The organism is Pseudoalteromonas sp. SR44-2, assembly GCF_014163745.1.
GTDB lineage: Bacteria > Pseudomonadota > Gammaproteobacteria > Enterobacterales > Alteromonadaceae > Pseudoalteromonas > Pseudoalteromonas distincta.
In genome coordinates this window covers 1-18,417 of the sequence record NZ_JACJDW010000050.1, presented here as the reverse complement: position 1 = coordinate 18,417, position 18,417 = coordinate 1, and the positions used below count along the sequence as shown (strand labels likewise).

At 35.9% G+C, this 18,417-nt stretch carries 15 protein-coding genes and 1 pseudogene; 6 read left to right on the top strand and 10 right to left on the bottom strand.

Going from position 1 to position 18,417, the window contains the following annotated elements:
* A partial coding sequence (locus H5115_RS18985) for a response regulator (protein ID WP_182756822.1) occupies window positions 1-377 on the bottom strand: 377 nt, incomplete at its 3' end.
* A gap of 527 nt (window positions 378-904) precedes the next feature.
* Here H5115_RS18985 and H5115_RS18980 point away from each other — a divergent pair.
* The 6 genes from H5115_RS18980 to H5115_RS18955 all read left to right on the top strand — a co-directional run bounded on the left by H5115_RS18980 (window position 905) and on the right by H5115_RS18955 (window position 7,760).
* Window positions 905-2,233, top strand: a complete 1,329-nt coding sequence (locus H5115_RS18980) for a hypothetical protein (RefSeq protein WP_182756820.1) — start codon at window positions 905-907, stop codon at window positions 2,231-2,233.
* Window positions 2,234-2,385: 152 nt separating this feature from the next.
* The gene (locus H5115_RS18975; protein WP_182756818.1) at window positions 2,386-3,690 is read left to right on the top strand and encodes a sugar ABC transporter substrate-binding protein; all 1,305 of its coding nucleotides are present in this window, start codon (window positions 2,386-2,388) and stop codon (window positions 3,688-3,690) included.
* 146 nt (window positions 3,691-3,836) lie between these two features.
* A complete protein-coding gene (locus H5115_RS18970; protein WP_182756816.1) occupies window positions 3,837-4,709 on the top strand; it encodes a carbohydrate ABC transporter permease in 873 nt (290 codons plus the stop codon).
* A 2-nt stretch (window positions 4,710-4,711) separates the two neighbouring features.
* Entirely contained in the window at window positions 4,712-5,542 is an 831-nt protein-coding gene (locus tag H5115_RS18965) for a carbohydrate ABC transporter permease (protein ID WP_182756814.1), read from the top strand.
* Between the two features lie 10 nt (window positions 5,543-5,552).
* Window positions 5,553-6,554, top strand: a complete 1,002-nt coding sequence (locus tag H5115_RS18960; RefSeq protein ID WP_182756812.1) for an ABC transporter ATP-binding protein — start codon at window positions 5,553-5,555, stop codon at window positions 6,552-6,554.
* A 246-nt stretch (window positions 6,555-6,800) separates the two neighbouring features.
* The gene (locus H5115_RS18955) at window positions 6,801-7,760 is read left to right on the top strand and encodes a sugar-binding transcriptional regulator (RefSeq protein ID WP_182756810.1); all 960 of its coding nucleotides are present in this window, start codon (window positions 6,801-6,803) and stop codon (window positions 7,758-7,760) included.
* Between the two features lie 364 nt (window positions 7,761-8,124).
* Here H5115_RS18955 and H5115_RS18950 read toward each other — a convergent pair.
* The 9 genes and pseudogenes from H5115_RS18950 to H5115_RS18910 all read right to left on the bottom strand — a co-directional run bounded on the left by H5115_RS18950 (window position 8,125) and on the right by H5115_RS18910 (window position 18,011).
* Window positions 8,125-8,948, bottom strand: a pseudogene (locus H5115_RS18950) (alpha/beta fold hydrolase).
* A gap of 284 nt (window positions 8,949-9,232) precedes the next feature.
* Window positions 9,233-9,661, bottom strand: coding sequence for a response regulator (locus tag H5115_RS18945; protein WP_182756808.1), 429 nt, complete (start codon window positions 9,659-9,661; stop codon window positions 9,233-9,235).
* 95 nt (window positions 9,662-9,756) lie between these two features.
* Window positions 9,757-12,627 (bottom strand): response regulator, encoded by a 2,871-nt coding sequence (locus H5115_RS18940; RefSeq protein WP_182756806.1) that lies wholly within the window; start codon window positions 12,625-12,627, stop codon window positions 9,757-9,759.
* On the bottom strand, window positions 12,624-13,790 hold the full coding sequence (locus H5115_RS18935; RefSeq protein WP_182756804.1) for a hypothetical protein: 1,167 nt from the start codon (window positions 13,788-13,790) through the stop codon (window positions 12,624-12,626). The genes H5115_RS18940 and H5115_RS18935 overlap by 4 nt, the downstream gene beginning before the upstream one ends.
* Window positions 13,791-13,799: 9 nt before the next feature.
* The gene (locus tag H5115_RS18930; protein WP_182756802.1) at window positions 13,800-14,615 is read right to left on the bottom strand and encodes a type II secretion system F family protein; all 816 of its coding nucleotides are present in this window, start codon (window positions 14,613-14,615) and stop codon (window positions 13,800-13,802) included.
* Complete coding sequence (locus H5115_RS18925) at window positions 14,612-15,487, bottom strand: type II secretion system F family protein (RefSeq protein ID WP_154903115.1); 876 nt, start codon at window positions 15,485-15,487, stop codon at window positions 14,612-14,614. The genes H5115_RS18930 and H5115_RS18925 overlap by 4 nt, the downstream gene beginning before the upstream one ends.
* Window positions 15,480-16,778 (bottom strand): CpaF family protein, encoded by a 1,299-nt coding sequence (locus H5115_RS18920; protein ID WP_182756800.1) that lies wholly within the window; start codon window positions 16,776-16,778, stop codon window positions 15,480-15,482. The genes H5115_RS18925 and H5115_RS18920 overlap by 8 nt, the downstream gene beginning before the upstream one ends.
* Window positions 16,779-16,784: 6 nt before the next feature.
* Window positions 16,785-17,552, bottom strand: a complete 768-nt coding sequence (locus tag H5115_RS18915; RefSeq protein WP_002960857.1) for a hypothetical protein — start codon at window positions 17,550-17,552, stop codon at window positions 16,785-16,787.
* 69 nt (window positions 17,553-17,621) lie between these two features.
* Entirely contained in the window at window positions 17,622-18,011 is a 390-nt protein-coding gene (locus tag H5115_RS18910) for a hypothetical protein (protein WP_039487863.1), read from the bottom strand.
* Window positions 18,012-18,417 lie beyond the last annotated feature (406 nt).

Sequence of the window (18,417 nt, the reverse complement as noted above, 5' to 3'; positions counted from 1 at the left end):
ATTATTTCAAGACGCTTCATTACAGTGTCTACTTTTTTTGTATTGAAAGGTTTTGCAATAAAACCTTTAGCGCCCATTTCCCACGTGTTTTGTACGTTTTCGAGACTATTGTGGCCCGAACACATAACAACATGAGTGTGCGGGTAAGCACTATTAATGTATTCCAATATCTCTGCACCGTTAGAGTCAGGTAAATCTACATCTACAAATATAACGCCTGGCGGTTTATTGTCCATAATAGGTTTGGCAGAGCTAAAATCAGCACTTTCTAATATATCTTCAAACCCTAAGTCAGTTAAAATTTGGTTTAGATAATCACGAATTTCCTTAACGTCATCAATAATGAGGATGGGCTCTAGCGGGCGAACAAATTCCATATGTAGGTTACTTCTATTTTGAATACATCTAAGTGCTTTAATACTAAGCTAACCCCATCATAAGCTCAAGAAGGTTACTTAAAAAACACCAATAAATAAACTGTTTATAGGTTGACCAACAGCCTATTTTTAAAGGATTACCTGCTTTTATGTCTTATACTAACTTATATTTTTATTAATAGTATTGAACAATAATGACGTATTCATAAGAAATTCCTTAATCCAATACATCATTCCATCAAAATTTGATGTAACAAATTTGCTACTTAACTTATTGATTCAAAAATATTTACATATAAATTCGATTTTTTGTAAACGTTTTGTAATAAAAATCGTTGACCTTCTAAATTCATTCTGTGATTATGCCCAGCGGGCGAGCTTATGCTCACAAGTGAAATTTCATTAACCACTTAATGTTTTGCTCAGTCAGCCTCATCTATACACACTGAATTAATACCAATTTCATTAAATGAAAATGCAATTTAATAAAGTTGGCATCACACACCACACTAAATAAAGAGCTTATTATGTTGAATAATAAAAAGACTAAATTTGCAATTTCTCTCATAGCGGCAGCTATGGCTACATCGGCTCCAGCACAGGCTGATATTTCTGAATATTTAGATCGCGTTGACGTAGACTTTTTACTAATGCAAAACTTTCAGTCAATTCAGGCTAAAGACGGTGCATTTCGTCCAGAAGATGAAGAACAAGAATCAGGATTTGGCCGTATTAGAGCAAATCTAATGCTTAAATTTCATATTAACGAATTCATTACTGCCGATATAGATATTGCAGAAGAGCCTAATGACTTTGGTGGCGAAGATCGTGACTTTTCATTTCACAACGATTTTGCAGGTGTTGAATTTGACTTACTAGGCCTTTATGGCACACCAAAAGAAAACGCAAATTTAACACTGCGTTTAGGTAACATTGGTGGGTCGCCTTTCCAATTTAAAGGTTTTCAAGACGGCGCAGATAACCAAAGTAATGCACTTATTGGTAATGGTATTACCGATTACGCAACCGCAGAAAACGGTGCACAGCTAAGTTACAGCGAAACTTTCGATAGTGGTGTAGTACGTGCGTATAATGTTACAGGTCACATTACGACTTCAAGTTTCGGTGAAGCATTTCAAGAAGACAGAGGTTATAACTACCGACTTCAAGGTACTTTAGAATTTGAAGGTGGCTTTAAAGCAGGTTTAAACTTATTAAAAGCGAATCAAGGCGGTCAGTTACGTTTTGAAAATGGCGTAGCAAGTCTTAATGGTGTAACCACAACAAACTATCGCTTTGGCGATGGTGAAAACTATAATTTCTCAGCGTCACCTTCGAATGAGCGTGACACTCACGTTGGCGCAATGCCAGGGCTTGAGCAATCAATCATCCAGCTTAACTTAGCTTATCAACCATCTGACGAAACTAGTCTAATTTTTATGGTTGGTAAATCATCTGATGACTACACATTTGCAGATGCCGCTGGTAATGCAGTTGCCGGTATTACCTACTTTGGTACAAACGGCATAGCTGATGAAAATGGCACTACTTTTGATTCAAACAGTGTAATAGAAGGCGACTCATCGGTTGAGTACTTCGTATTTGAAGCACAACAATATATTATTCCTAAAAAGCTATATGTAGCGGCTCGTTATGCAGAAGCCGAAAACACTTCCGACTTAATTGAACAAACAGACAACACAGTAGAGCGTATTCAAGTAGCCGCAGGTTACTGGTTTAACGATAAAACGCTTTTAAAAGTTGAGTATGTTAACCAAGAAGAAGGTGTTAATTCGGGCGGCCAAATCGGTAAAGGATTTGACGGCTTCACTTCTGAAATATCTGTTAAATTTTAAATCATTATCCAACTAGTCTAACTATTTAAACAAAGGACCTAAAAAGGCACTTTGCGGGCAGTTTTATGCGTTAAAACTGCCATAAATAGAATTGGCATTAGATTGAAATTTAATAGCACTTGTTAATACATAACGTGTATGGGGAATACCCGATGAAAAATAAATTAATTATGCTCGCGTGTGGCTTTATAAGCATGGGCGCTGCGGCAAAAGAAACAATTACAATAGCGACTGTTAACAATGGTGACATGATCACCATGAAAGAATTAAGCAGTAACTTTACCAGCCAAAACCCTGATATAGATTTAAAATGGGTCACTCTAGAGGAAAACATTCTTCGCCAACGTGTCACTACCGATGTAGCAACAAAAGGCGGACAATACGATGTTATGACCATAGGTACTTATGAAGTACCAATTTGGGGCAAGCAAAATTGGCTAAAAGAGCTGGATAATTTAGGTGAAAAATACGATTTAGACGATTTAATTCCGGCAATTCGAAGTGGTTTAACGATTAATGACAAACTTTATGCTGCGCCATTTTATGGCGAAAGCTCAATGGTTATGTACCGCACAGACTTAATGGAAAAAGCAGGGCTGACAATGCCTAAAGCCCCAACATGGGACTTTATACGCAAAGCTGCTAAAGCGATGACAGATAAAAAAGAAGGTGTTTATGGCCTTTGTCTACGTGGTAAAGCAGGTTGGGGCGAAAACGTTGCGCTTATTACATCCATGGCTAATTCGTTTGGTGCGCGTTGGTTTGATGAAAATTGGAAACCTCAGTTTAATACCCCAGAGTGGGAAAATACCCTTCAGTATTATGTAGATGTAATGAAAGAATCTGGTCCTGCTGGTTCATCTGCAAACGGTTTTAATGAAAATCTTGCACTATTTCAAACCGGAAAATGTGGTATTTGGATTGATGCAACCGTTGCAGGCGCATTTGTTACTAACAAAAAAGACTCAGAAGTTGCCGATAAAGCAGGGTTTGCACTTGCGCCAGATAACGGTTTAGGTAAACGCGGTAACTGGTTATGGTCTTGGACTTTAGCCGTACCGGCAAGCAGCAAAAAACCAGATGCCGCAATGAAATTTATTAGCTGGGCAACATCTAAAGAATACACTCAACTTGTAGCCGACAAAAAAGGTTGGGCAAAAGTACCGCCAGGTACACGTAAATCACTTTACAGTAATCAAAAGTACATGGACGCAGCACCGTTTGCGCAAATTACCTTAGATTCTATTCAATCTGCAGATCCTAAAAATCCGACCGTTAAACCAGTGCCTTATGTAGGTATTCAGTTTGTTGCTATTCCTGAGTTTCAAGGAATTGGTACAGCTGTTGGGCAACAATTTTCAGCAGCATTAACTGGCCAAATGACCGTTAAGCAAGCGCTTAGTACGTCTCAGCACCTCGTTGAGCGAACAATGCGTAAAGCTCGCTATCCTAAATAGCATGTAATGGGCGGGTAAGTACTCAAACTTACCCAATATTTTATGTCAATTCTATTTACTTGTTAGTTATAAACGCTATCAAGGGTTTCTGATTTTCACTTGATAGTTAACAAGTAAATAGAATTGGCTTTTTTAAGGTCACCTTTATGGCAACAACTAACTCGCGCACGCTTGCTCGGTTTATGCTTCTTCCTAGTGTAATTTTATTACTTGCTTGGATGATAGTTCCGCTGTGTATGACACTGTATTTTTCATTTATTGATTACAACTTACTCGTTCCAGGGGATAAAGAGTTTGTAGGCTTTTTAAACTATGAATTTTTTCTAACTGATCCGGCTTTTTTTGAATCATTTTTTAACATGCTTTACCTAGTAACTGGGGTTTTACTTATCACTATTTGTGGTGGTATTGGCTTAGCTATTTTACTAGACCAAGCAATATGGGGACGAAATTACGTTCGCATTATGGTACTAGCCCCATTTTTTGTAATGCCAACTGTGTCGGCATTGGTATGGAAAAACATGCTAATGAACCCAGTTAATGGCTTATTTGCACATTTTGCGATTTGGCTTGGCTTTGAACCTATCGACTTTTTTGCTCAAATGCCGTTATCTTCAATCATCATAATTGTGTCTTGGCAGTGGTTACCATTTGCAGCATTAATACTGCTAACAGCAATACAGTCATTAGACCGTGAACAATTAGAAGCGGCTGATTTAGACGGAGCTGGGCCACATAGTAAGTTTTTTTACATCGTTTTGCCGCACTTATCGCGCGCTGTAACCGCTGTTATTTTAATCGAAACTATATTTTTATTGTCAATCTTTGCTGAAATATTAGTTACAACCAGCGGTGGTCCTGGTTATTCGTCGACCAATATAACGTACTTAATTTACACGCAATCACTACTTCAATTTGATGTAGGTGGCGGTTCGGCAGGGGGCATAGTTGCAGTAATAATTGCAAATATTGTCGCTATATTTTTAATGCGCTTAATTGGCAAAAACTTGGAGGGTTAATTATGACTATAAAAGATAGCCGTCGTTCCAAACTAATTTATACCATAGCTGCATGGACAATAAGCGGCATGATTTTCTTTCCAATTTTATGGACGTTAATCACCAGCTTTAAAACGGAAGCTGAAGCAATTTCAGCAAGTCCAAGCTTATATGCATTCGATTGGACACTCGAAAACTACAGCGATGTACTGTCACGTTCGCCATACTTTAACCATTTTTGGAACTCTGTAGTTATATCGCTAGGATCAAGTTTGCTGGGGTTATTAATTGCTGTGCCTGCTGCTTGGTCTATGGCTTTTGTACAAACTAAAAAAACTAAGCATTTATTAATGTGGATGCTTTCTACCAAAATGTTACCGCCAGTAGGGGTACTTATTCCGATTTATTTATTGTTTCGAGACTTCGCATTACTCGATACAAAATTAGGTTTAGTAATTGTAATGACACTCATTAACTTACCAATAATGGTATGGATGTTGTACACCTACTTTAGAGAAATACCAAACGAAATACTTGAAGCTTCACGTATGGATGGCGCAACAATTGGAGAAGAAATATTTCATGTTTTATTACCAATAGCCTTACCGGGTATAGCCTCAACGCTATTGTTAAATGTAATTTTGTCATGGAACGAAGCTTTTTGGACACTTATTTTAACCGCTGCAAATGCTGCACCTTTAACGGCATTTATTGCCAGTTACTCAAGCCCTGAGGGGTTATTTTACGCTAAGTTATCGGCAGCATCTGCCATGGCCATTGTGCCAATTTTAATACTTGGTTGGTTTAGTCAAAAACAATTAGTGCGTGGATTAAGTTTCGGCGCAGTAAAATAGGAGAATACACATGGGCAGCATCACACTAAAACAAGTCACTAAAAACTTTGATGAAGTTAACGTAATTAAACCACTCGACTTAGAAATTAAAGACGGTGAGTTTATCGTATTTGTTGGGCCATCAGGCTGTGGTAAATCTACATTACTTCGTATGATCGCAGGGCTTGAAGATACCACCAGTGGTAATATAGAAATTGACGGCATTGACGCTACAAAAACACCGCCTGCAAAAAGAGGCTTAGCAATGGTGTTTCAATCCTACGCGTTATATCCGCATATGACCGTGCGTAACAATATTGCTTTTCCTTTAAAAAGAGCCAAAGTTAGCCCATCAGAAATCGAAAGTAAAATTGCTAACGCCGCTAAAATTCTTAATTTGACCGATTATTTAGACCGAAAGCCTGGGCAATTATCGGGCGGTCAGCGCCAGCGTGTAGCGATAGGGCGCGCAATTGTACGTCAGCCTTCGGCATTTTTATTTGATGAACCGCTTTCAAATCTAGATGCGTCATTACGTGTAAATATGCGTTTAGAAATATCTGAATTACATAAAAGTTTAGCTACAACAATGATTTATGTTACGCACGATCAGGTTGAAGCCATGACAATGGCAGATAGAATCGCGGTATTTAATGCCGGTATTATTGAACAGGTAGGAACACCTTTAGAGCTTTATAAAAACCCAGTAAATAAATTTGTAGCTGGTTTTATTGGCTCTCCAAAAATGAACTTTATAGATGCTGCACAAAATGAAAATGCGAATGTTAGTTGTATTGGTATACGACCAGAGCATATAACACTCTCTACTGAGCAAGGAACGTGGGCTGGTACTGTAGGTGTAATTGAACATTTAGGATCGGAGAGCTTTTTACATATAAATATTGAAGGCACAGGGACCGTAACAGTAAAAGCAGATGGTGATTGTCCGTTAAAATATGGCGATAGTATTTATCTAAGCGCACCGGCTGATAAAATATTAAAGTTTGATAATAACGGTTTAACAATTTGCTAGAGCCAATCTTTAATTACCTCAAATAGCACCTTTATAAGGGTGCTATTAACTAAATTCTAATTACATAATCCTATGAAACCTAGGTATTTTTTATTAAGGAATGGTATATTTACAACTATAAATAAAAAACGTTATTAATAAATAGATACTCCAAAATTAATAAAATAATTTATATAGCAGCACATATAATTGAAATTATGTAATGAAAATAAGGACTTAGTTTTCCTTCTATTTTAAGAGGTTTACGTGGTAAAGCTATCAAATACAGAAATTAGAAAGCTAGATGATGCAGCCAGAGCAGGGTGGTTATATTATGTTGGCGGTAACACACAAGATGAAATTGCTAAAAAGCTAAATATATCTCGTCAATCTGCACAAAGAATGGTCGCATTATCTGTGAGCCAAGGATTAATTAAAGTTAGACTTGACCACCCGATTGCTAAATGTATGGATTTGGCCGAAAAATTAAAAAGCCGTTTTGGGTTAGATTCGTGTGAAGTTGTACCGAGCGATCCCTCTGAACCATCATCTACATTAGGTTTGGCTCAAGCTGGCGCGGCAGAAATAGAACGTCATTTAAAATCAGAACAACCCAAAGTACTTGCTATGGGAACCGGTCGAGTTCTACGTTCATGTGTAGATGAGCTAAGAACTGTTGATTGTCCGCAACATAAAATTGTAGCCATGCTAGGTAATATGGCTTTGGATGGATCGGCTTCACCTTATGATGTTGTAGTAAGAATGGCCGAACACACCAATGCAAGACATTATCCAATGCCATTGCCAGTTTTACCAAGAAGCATTGAAGAAAAAGAACAGTTACACGCACAACAAAATATTACCGGTAATTTAAAACTCGCTAAAGATGCCGATGTAACATTTGTGGGTATTGGTAGCTTAGGTGAAAAGTCGCCATTACATATAGATGGTTTTATTGATGCGCAAGAACTTAAAGAGTTACAAGATCTTGGTGCTGTTGGTGAAATGATTAGTTGGGTGTTTGATAAAAACGGTAAGCTTTTAGATTGCACAGTTAATCAGCGTGTAGCAAGTACGCCATTAAAAACAAATGCTAACAAACAGATTTATGCGATAGCTGCTGGTGAAGAAAAAGTGTTAGCCATTTTGGGCGCAGTAAGGTCAAACATGATCAGTGGATTAATTACTAACGAATATACAGCTGAGCGTTTACTTAGTATTGATTAAACAAATTGATAAATAAAGCATCTGTATTAGTAATACCTGTTATTGTAATAAAATCACTTAATGTCCGATACCGTCTAGTATTGGACATAGCAAGGGCGCATTTAAGCGCTCTTTCTATATATACATTAATTACCTATAATTTATATTATGTTAAATAGCATAAATAAATACATAACTAAGTTACTCACCTTCATTAATTAACGTATAAACGCGATATTTTGACTATTTAATAAGCATTAACCTACTTTTTTAAAAATTAATGTTTTGCCTCTTTACGCTATTACACTGATTGCCTATTCGCTACTTTATGCAATAAAACTTAACATATTGAAATAAAAGGATTTTTAATAAGCCTAGTAATTCACTAGAATGTTTTATCATTCATAAATTCACTAATAAGCTCAGACACTTTATCTGGATGTTCATCAATAACCCAATGTGCGGCTTTATCTATCCAAACCAATGACGAATTTGGAATTGCTTCTTCTAACATTGGTGCATACTTTGGCTTTTGAAACTTGTCTTCTTTACCCCATATTATGAGTGTTTCATGAGGTAAGCTTTTAAGATCGCCTGTAATAGCTTCGGTATATTCTTTATTGAGCCTGCGCATGTTACTAAATAAAGCAGCTTTTCCTTTTTCATTACTCCATGGTGTTAAGTATATTTTCATCAACTCTTCAGTCATTACGTTCGAGTCGTAAACACCTTTGGGCATGAAATCTCTTAATGTATCAACAAATTCATCTACAGATGTTTTTTCTTCTACGCCTGGTTCTAGTAAAGGTTCAAATTCTGGTATTGGCCAAGAATCAAAACATAGACTATCAAGTAAAACCAACCCATTTACTTTATCCGGATGATTTACAGCAATTAATTGAGCAACACCACCACCAATATCATGTGCAGCAATATTAACTTTAGAAATACCGAGCTCTTCTATAAACTTACACATTATTCTACATTGCGCATTTATAGATACATCAGTGTTACTTGGCATATCTGATTCACCAAAGTTAAGTAAATCTGGTGCTATTACCCGATATTTTGATGCAAGTTTGGCATCACATTTCGCCATAAAAATTTATTAGTCGGAATACCGTGTATCAATAATAAAGGTGTACCTTGTCCCATTTCTTGATAAGCAATTTGATGACCTTCTACTGTAACGTACTGTGTTTTGCTCATGCTTGTGCCTCGTTAACTTTAAAAATTATAATGTTTATTAAACTATAAAATTGGAATATAGCCTTATAAAGCAAATTCCATACCAAGATGAGTATTTATTAGTTATTAAAAAAACCTTAATGTTTTAAAAGTTAAACCCCTGTGATACGTGGGCTCTAGGCTAAATAAATTAAAGTTCATATACACAAAAGCACTAATAAACATTAGTGCTTTCAAAAATTATAATTTAATTTTTTAGTTAGCTATAAGTAATAAACAGTTAACCCCCCTACTATTGCCATTAATCACTTTAAGAAAGTTCTAATATTTTCAATTAATATACTTTGCTTAACTGGCTTTAATAACAACCCATTAAACCCAAGCTTTATATATTTATTATTACTATTTTCGTTCTCACTAAATGTATGTGCAATAATTTTTGTTGCTGATGCATCAGCGTGCTTTCTTATTTTTAGCATTGCGTCGGTGCCCGTAAATTGTGGCATGACTATATCCATTAAAATAATATCGTAAATGTTTTGAGAAACCATTAATAGCGCCTCTATTGCACTGGATGCAAAATCTATTAATATGTTTTCTTCTTTAAGCATTTTTCGTATTACAATTTCTATTAGCAAATCATCATCAACTAAAAGTAGTCGTGTAGTTTTATTTATAGGTTTTACTGTATTAAATCCGATAACTTTCATCGTATCTTCAGTCGTGTTTTTCATTTTTACCTCGAATATATTACGCTATATGTAACTTCAACCGACATTAATATTTTATCGTTAAATAAAATCTACATTAAGACGGTTGATATAGCAGCCTATCTTTTTAAAATACGTGCTATTTGGTTTATTAATATTCCTTGTTTTACCGGTTTTAATAGCATGTCGTCAAAGCCCTGGTTTACATATTTAGATTCTGGATCGGGTGTCGATGTATGTGCAATTATCTTAGTTTTAGAATTATCACTGTGTTTTTTAATTTTTAACATAGCATCAGTTCCTGATAATTCCGGCATTACTATGTCCATTAAAATAATGTCGTAACTATTTTGAGATACCATCAGCATTGCTTCAATTGCGCTGCACGCGTAATCTATTTTAATGTTTTCATTTTTTAGCATTGCTCTAATAACAATCTCAACAAGTGGATCGTCATCAACTAGTAATAGCGTGTTTTGTTCTTTATTAATTATTGGATTAGTATTTACTAAATCGGTAGTTGTTAATCGACTATTTAATACTTCTTTTTCATCATCTTTTATTTGCTTGCTTTCCAGGTTTACCAATATAGAAAGTGATATCGTCGTTTTATTTGCACTACTGCTAATAATTAACGCTTTCCCACCAAGCATTTTAAATATTGATATAAAAAATTTTAACTCTAATGACATATCTTTATCATCTATAAAGCGTGTTATATCATCACCCGAAATGCTTTTAAGCTCAGTTATAAAATGGCTCGTATTAATTAAATTACTTAATGAAAAGTCGAGATGTAGGTAATTACGAGTACTTTCTTTTTTAATCTCGGCGTTAATTGAAAGCGTAGTATTGTTTGACGAATCCAAAACCTCAGTCACTAACTGAATAACCAATTGAGAAATTAACTTTTCATCACTTGCTACCGTTAATTCAGATGTAATATTATTTTTAAAAACTATTTTATTATTTTCAGCCTCATTCGTTAAAATCGACATGTTATTATTTATCAGTTTTTTTAGATTAACGTTTTTAGCTTGAAGTTTTAACTTCCCGATCTCTGATTTATTTATATTTACGAGCTGTTGAATCACACTTTCAAGCTGGTCGCACACATCAGAAATATTACCCACATTATTTTTAAATTCGTTAAAGCTTATTGGATCTTTAGATATTTCAATTAATGACTTTAAAGATGATAAAGGCGTTTTCAACTGACGACTAAGCCTTGTAACAAATTTTTCTTTTAATTGATTTGTTTGCTTGGATTTTTCAAGAACATCAGCGAGTAAACATTCCTTTTGATGTGCCTCTGTATCATCTCTAAAGTAGCAAACAAAACCATTAAAATCTGTATGCCTTTGTAATACAGTAATCCACTTCCCGTCTGTAAAACCTATATCTATTAATTGGTTACGGTCATTATCAAGCTTATGGTGCTCATGGTAATGATTTATAATATTATTTTGCTGTGCAATACTTATCAGCTGGCTATACGATAGCTGACTGTTTTGTTTATTTACCTGTGCAAATAAAAGATTAAATGCATTGTTGGTAATCACAGGAAATTCGTGGCTATTAAAAATAGCAAACCCATGTGGCAATGCATCAAGAGAACTTGAAAATAGCTCTTCCCTATTAAGTATTAACTGATTTTTTTGTTTTATTTCATTGTGTAAACGCCTAGGCAAACGTAAAAAATAGTACACGAATGCGAATACACAAAAGGCGATCAGTCCTAATCTAATTAGGCTATATTTAGTTATTTGTGGACGTACTATTTTATTCATTGGTTGCACATGTAAACGCCAAGTAGGTGGAAAACGACTGCTTAAAGCGCTAATACTATTTTTAATTATACTAGGGTTTACTTCTCCTTGTTTTCCTAAAGTAAACTGTGGTGTTGCTATAAAAACGTTATAATTTTCAGTGTTTAATTTTCCAATAACGGCTTTTAAAAACTTACTTAAATCAAATGCTGTAAGTGTATAAATAGAGCCTTGTTTAATTTTTATTTCAGAAATTAAAAAGGCCGTATCTGCAACAGTAAATACTTCTACTGCTTGTTTATTCGCTCTATTATTGAATTTTTCTAACCAGTTTTTAAATCCATACGCGGCTAAATCAAAATTATTTTTTGACCAAAGTGCAAGTTGGTTATACTCAGAATCAAAAACAACATACCCTTTATAAGTTAAGCTTTGTGAAACCTGACTCTGTACTAAATCATTAAGCTGCTCTTTTGTATAGCTATTTTGGCTTTGTAAAAAGCCTGCGATAACTAAATCTTTTTGCGATATATATAATCCTTGATTATCAAATCGCTCTAAAGCATTAAATAACGTTTTACGTAATTGCTGAGTTTGTTCATTGTAATTACTTTGCAGCTCCTTTTTTTCTATAGTATAAAGCAGTAATGCAGTGAATGAGCATAATACTAAGGCAATTAAAAAAGCGACAGGCGCTAAACTAAATACATGAATATACTTTTCTCCATGATTTTTTCTTGCAGATTTAGCACTTTGATTAACTACCGAATCAGACCCTTTATTTAGTTGTGTCTGTAACAATTGAGAAAATGAAATAAACTGATCTTTTTGTGAGCCTATTAGTGTTTTAGGTGCTAAATCTGCCATCAGTAATACACCAATTATTTTATTAGTCGTATTATAAATTGGATATTGCGCATAAAAACGAATTAATTTATGAGTGTTGTTTGATATATCATCAAAAAATGTATCTTCGAACAAATATAATTTTTCTTCTGTACAGCGCTGTTGATAATTCAATAACTCATTTTCGACGCTTTCTTTATCGTTGCAAGTTATTAGTTGCTCTGAATAAACTTCTCTAAAGTCGATAAATTTAACAATAGGTACATCATAAAACTGTTTTAGTAGTGTTAGCGTTTCTTTAATTTCTGTTGATATTTCATCAGTGTGTGTATCTGATAAATTAGCATGTGAGGTAAATATATTTGAGGCGTTCATTGACGTTCTCCTTCCCCTTTAGGGGGAGTATGTATCCACGTTGTACTGTTTTGGCCGCTATGTACTGGCAGTAAAACTTTAAATGGTGGTGTTAAGCTACTAAGTGCAGCTTCGCCTGTGGTGATATTAATTACTTGTTCTGCATTTACTAAATTCAGTGATGTTTTACAGTATGTTACGCCTGGCTCAATCCCTATTAAGCTTAGTGTTTCGCTAATAATAAGGTTGTTGACTAAGTCGATACCGACCAGCTCAAATGTTGTTTTTAAAATAGTGAAAACAAGTGTTTCTACAATATTTTCATCTTCTTCTAAGCGTGTACCTTCTGGGCAGCATATTGTGCCAAGCTCTATGTCAACGTTTGTACCTATACCTACTAATGAAAGTGCACTAAGGGCTGTATTTAAAAGCGGTTCTACCTGTGGTAAATATAAATCAAGTATGTCGCCTTGCGATTCGTACCCTGTTTGGCATGTATCACACGATTGCGATAAACCTTGATCGCTTGTACCTAATAGTGGGTTTCCTAAAGCTGTTACTCCAACTAAACAACTGCTGTCGGCTGGTTGCTTATCTATTTCAAAGCTTTCACAAGGTGAGCCTGTTACTACTTTTTGCGATACATAACGAGATAGAATTTGTTCACTATTAGCAGGGCATTGTTGTGGCGTACTTCTTAATAACTGACCAATAACGGTATTATCTAACTGCCCTATTGCGTAATTTGGACCCTGCTGCAGCGCATTTATATAACTCACATTACCGGTATTATTTAACTTGCTCACACCTTGGCTATCGGTTGCTTCATCGCTTAAGCCCTTTAAACACGGGTTACCTTGGCAATTTGGAGCATCGTAATAAACAGCTTCTCGCGAGGTAAACCTATCATCTCTTATGCCTATTAATGCCCTGTACGTGTTGTTTGCTCCCCTGTCTGTATAAAAAATGAGTGGTGCTTGGTGCTCATCAAAACTTACTGCAATACCGAGTGGTCTATTGTTAGCATCAACTACAGTAATTTGATTATCTACCTTAGTTTGATGGCGCTTAATAAGGGCATCCCTTACTAAAATCACCCCACCAATTGAGCCAATAATTAAAATAGTTATAATTAATATAAGCTCAATAGTAAGTATGTACCCTTGTTGATAATGCTTTTTCATATCAGGCTCCTATAACACTTCTACAAGCATTTTAAGTACGTTCATTACTTGTAATGCTGCGGGAAAAAACACCAATACCAAAAACATCGGAAAACAAATTAAGATAATGGGAAAGGTTGTGTGCATCGCTTTTTTGTTTACCTTTTTAGCGAGTAAAATATTCTTTTTTAGAGCTAGGCCTTCAAGTTGAGCCTCTACTGCTTGGATAAGTGGCGTACCAAGTTTTGAGCCTATTAACATTAAATTGGCGAGCTTTTTAATTCCTAATACGCCGGTTCTTTCAAAAAGTGAATTAAATGCAAATTCACGATCTTTACCTGCGCTAAGCTCGAATAAAAATAACTTTAGTTCTTTGTATAATGGGTGTTTTTGACTTAATCCATGATCAACTGCTAGTGCAAATGAACGCTCTAGTGAAAATCCAGCGCGCATATAAACCAGTAACACCCGTAAAAAAAACTCTAAACTATTATTTATAACGGTTTTACGTTGACTTTTACGTAATAAAAACCAGCATTCGGGTGCAAAAAAACACATAAAACACACTAATAATTTAATCGATTGGCTCAGCTCATACTCGGTTAGTTCTATAACCGTAAATGCGCTAAAAGTAGCAGCCACTTTAAAGCAGTACAGGCTTATTATTATTTTATTAATTTGAATCCCAGCTTGTCTTAGTTGACGTTTAGAGATGATGATTAGCGGATACCAATTAATGTTTCTAGTATCGGGTTTATCTAATTCGACTTTAAGAGATTGCCTATGAATATGGATAAATGAGCCCATACTTACTAAAAGTCCGATAAGTAAAAGTATATCAATCATAATGTTACCCTCAAGCTAAGGCGTAGCCATAAAAAGCCAAATAGCTGACAAAGAAGCGCAACCGTTATAAATGCAATCCCATTAGGATCGTTTAATAATGGTTCAAACCAGGTTGGATCGGTATAACTAAATAAAGGAATTAGTGCATAAGGTAAAAAACCACTAAATACAGCAGCGTACTTAGTACCCGAAAGCTTTGCTTTTAACTGTTGGCGGTCGAGGGTGCGAAGCGACATCATGTTACATACGCTTTTTAGCATGTCGGTTAAATCGCACTGGCTTTGTGTATGTGTGATGATGCTATGAGCAAATAATCTTACGGTCTCGCAGTTGTATCTTTCAATTAATGGAGCAAACGATGTTTCTGCATCGCTCCCCATGCTCATGCGTTGTAATAGCAAAGAGCTTTGTTTTTTTATATATGAGTCTGCATGTTCATCAGCAAACTGCATTGATTGTTGTAGCGACAGCCCCGTACTTAAACACGATTGTACGGTTTCAATAAATTCTAAAAAATGATGCTCAAATTTTGCTAATTTATAATGAGCTAAGTCAATCACAGTTATAAAACAGGTTACAAAAACCACGATTGAAATAATAAATGCGCTGGTTGATGCCTCAGGGTAATATAATTTAGCTAAAAACCATGAACTACTAGAGAGCGAGCACGCCATGCTTATAAACCAAGCGTTACTTATGTTTAAGCCTAGTACTCGTAGTGACAAAGTAAGTACGTCTTTTTCTTCTAAAATATCTACTTTTTTAGCGCTCTGGTTACTTTTATTTTTAGCATACAAAGAAACCAACACACTAGCTGCAAGTACAAAAGTAATAACCGCAGCAATAGCTAATAAATAATCAAGTTTAGTCATTGTTAGCCTCCGGGTTACTGTGTAGTAATGCTTTTAATTCTTTTGCATTTGCGCCTTGGCCTTTCATAAACTCAATAACACTTGAGTTATCTATTAGCTCACTTTGTACAGGCTCTGCTTCGTTAATACTATAAAGCGGGCTGAAATGTGCGCCGCCATTAACACGCTTAATTTCACCAATACTTTTTAGAGTTCGGGTGCCATTAGTTGAGCGAGAAACATGCACTATAAGTTGAATACTAGACGCAATTAGCGAACTTGTATGTGTATCACTCAGTTGTGCATTGTGTAACTGCACTAAAGTAGATAAACGAATAACGGCATCATTTGCGCTGTTAGCATGTATGGTCGTCATTGAACCTTGGTGACCACAGTTCATTGCTTGGAGCATATCGATTACCTCGCCTGAGCGTACCTCACCTACAAGTATTCTATCTGCGCGCATTCTTAGGGCTGCTTTTACTAAATCTCTTAGGCTTACTGCACCTTTACCATCGCTGTTTGTGTCGTGGGCTTCTAATTGCACAACGTGGTTGTGATGCAAATTAAGCTCAGCACTTTCTTCAATGGTTACAACACGTTCATTTGGGTTAATTGAGTTAGCAAGTACGTTTAATAATGAGGTTTTACCTGCACCTGCATTGCCACACACTAAAATATTAACGCCTGTTTTAACTGCGCTTTTTAAAAATGATAAGATGTTTTTATCTAAAAAATGATTATTAACTAAAAAGTCATCGTTTATTTTTTTATGATTAAACTTACGAATAGACACAATAGCGGCGCTGGTACACGCAGGCGGTACAATAATATGAACTCGGCTACCATCTTTTAGTTTGCCATCAACAATTGGCATAAGCGCATTTACTTGTCGACCGCAACCATCAAGTAAGCGATCAACAAATCGGCGTAAATGGCGTTCGTCATCAAACTTACTGGCAGTGCAAAGTAGTTTGCCTTGTTTATCAATCCATATATCTTGCGTGTCGTTTATTAAAATATCACTAACCTGATCGTCTAGCATAAACTGTGCAATAGGACCCAGGCCCTGAATTTCATCAAATACAGCCTGAACAACCTGCTCTTGTTGATGTTGGTTAAATGAAGATTGATTAAATTGTGGAATTTCACTGCACAGTGCAGAGATTTTTTCGAGAACATTACTTGATAAAAGTGCGGTTGGTTCTTGTTCGTACTCTTCGATAACGGCATCATGCAATAGCTTTTTAAGCTCTTCAAAGGTACTTAAACTGGTTTGAACTTCTTCATGTTTGCTTGATAAATTAAACATAAAAACTCACTTAGCTACATATACAGCTTCATTTTTAACGCCTTTAACCACTTCGATTGTGCGACTGGTTTGTAAGCGTGAAAAGTTTTGCAAACGACCTTGTTCAATGTCATAAGCGCTATGCACAATAATTGAAACTTTGTCGGCGTTATCTATACCCGCCAACGAATAAACATCTTTTGGAAGTACCGCAAGGACTAACGAAACACCGCCTGTAGCAGAATTAGACTCTTTAGCTAAGTTATCCATTACGCCATTTTTTTCGGCTTGCGATTTAGGGCCTTTTGAAACACCAATGAGCTGTACATCACGGGCAACTGTTCTTACTAGACGATTAGTTTTAGCGACTATGTCGAGTCGGTCACCTTTGTGTATACGCGAAAGCGGAATATCTAAGGTGTTTAGTTTTAAAGTATATAAAACACGCCCTGCTGGTATGGCTTCTGACAAATTTTGGCTTTTCGCTCTAATAAAATCCGTGTCAAATAATGGTTGTTCAACCATTTTATTAGTTGCTAATTTTTGACCAATTAATGCACGTGGGTTTTGAACGCTCAGTGCAATATTAGAATAGTTACTTGGATCTATACTCTTTTGCTCTACATCGTGAACGGTTACTGTTTGACCTGCCGACATATTTTTGTTTACTACCCAAGCTGTTACGCTATTTTCATCGTTTACCTGTCTAATACCCAAAGCCGAAGCTAACATGCCAGAGGTGATGAGTAATGTGAGAGCCGCTGTGGTTGCGCCTTTGTTACTTTTACTTTTCATAATATTCCTCCAGAGTAACTTTCACTGCCACACTTTTGTGGCAGTGAGACTTAAGCTTGGTATTCAAACTTAGTTACCTTGTGAGCCGCCTGCTGTTGTACGCGTTGCAGCATCACCACTTGGTGTTGCACTAATAAGTGCCGCATTTTCACTAAAGTCTGATGCAACAAAAGTGAATGAACTACCATCGCCTGCATACACATCAACTGAATCTACAAAGCCTGAGCCAGACACTTCAGCTGTGCCTTCGGCGTTAATCATCCCGTCAAATACATAGCTTTGGTCAAGTGAGCCAATTGCTTCAGCTACATCTTCAAGTTCGCTGGTTACCGAGTCACGTAATGTAGATAAACCAATTACAAGTGCCGCTACCATTGAAGTAGAAAGAATGATTAGCTCTGACGTTAGTACAAAACCTTTTTGCTTTTTGCTATTTAAGTTATGTTTAATAGTTTTCATAATCGTAGCCTTTAAATTAGAAGAGCTTATGCTCACTTTATATATTGCGAGGACCATGCCAACTAATAAAAACCTTTAAATACATGTTGTTAGTGTGTTTTTATTATTTGCTCTTTAGCTGTTTTTACTTTTGATTTGCAAAATGCAAATCAATATTAAAAAATAATTTTTAGATACTTAATGCTAGGGTCTGTTGATCTTTGCGGATTAAAATTTGTTCAAACTAGGGGCTATTTAATCGCGGCGCGAGGTTTGTAACCTAGTGGGCTAAGTAAAAACCAAGCAACAAAGAGTAAATAGCCCCTAGAAAGAACCCTTTGGGCAGCGCCTGTTTGGCATTAATGCTACGTTATCGCCCATTTATGGGGAATAACCACACTACATAGGCTCTGCCTTGCCTAAATAC

Bases quoted from the DNA above. Each gene is read 5' to 3' on its own strand.
- H5115_RS18970 (WP_182756816.1), top strand. From the start codon at position 3,837: ATGGCAACAACTAACTCGCGCACGCTTGCTCGGTTTATGCTTCTTCCT.
- H5115_RS18920 (WP_182756800.1), bottom strand. From the start codon at position 16,778: ATGTTTAATTTATCAAGCAAACATGAAGAAGTTCAAACCAGTTTAAGT.
- H5115_RS18940 (WP_182756806.1), bottom strand. From the start codon at position 12,627: ATGAACGCCTCAAATATATTTACCTCACATGCTAATTTATCAGATACA.
- H5115_RS18980 (WP_182756820.1), top strand. From the start codon at position 905: ATGTTGAATAATAAAAAGACTAAATTTGCAATTTCTCTCATAGCGGCA.
- H5115_RS18945 (WP_182756808.1), bottom strand. From the start codon at position 9,661: ATGAAAAACACGACTGAAGATACGATGAAAGTTATCGGATTTAATACA.
- H5115_RS18925 (WP_154903115.1), bottom strand. From the start codon at position 15,487: ATGACTAAACTTGATTATTTATTAGCTATTGCTGCGGTTATTACTTTT.
- H5115_RS18960 (WP_182756812.1), top strand. From the start codon at position 5,553: ATGGGCAGCATCACACTAAAACAAGTCACTAAAAACTTTGATGAAGTT.
- H5115_RS18915 (WP_002960857.1), bottom strand. From the start codon at position 17,552: ATGAAAAGTAAAAGTAACAAAGGCGCAACCACAGCGGCTCTCACATTA.
- H5115_RS18930 (WP_182756802.1), bottom strand. From the start codon at position 14,615: ATGATTGATATACTTTTACTTATCGGACTTTTAGTAAGTATGGGCTCA.
- H5115_RS18910 (WP_039487863.1), bottom strand. From the start codon at position 18,011: ATGAAAACTATTAAACATAACTTAAATAGCAAAAAGCAAAAAGGTTTT.
- H5115_RS18975 (WP_182756818.1), top strand. From the start codon at position 2,386: ATGAAAAATAAATTAATTATGCTCGCGTGTGGCTTTATAAGCATGGGC.
- H5115_RS18935 (WP_182756804.1), bottom strand. From the start codon at position 13,790: ATGAAAAAGCATTATCAACAAGGGTACATACTTACTATTGAGCTTATA.
- H5115_RS18965 (WP_182756814.1), top strand. From the start codon at position 4,712: ATGACTATAAAAGATAGCCGTCGTTCCAAACTAATTTATACCATAGCT.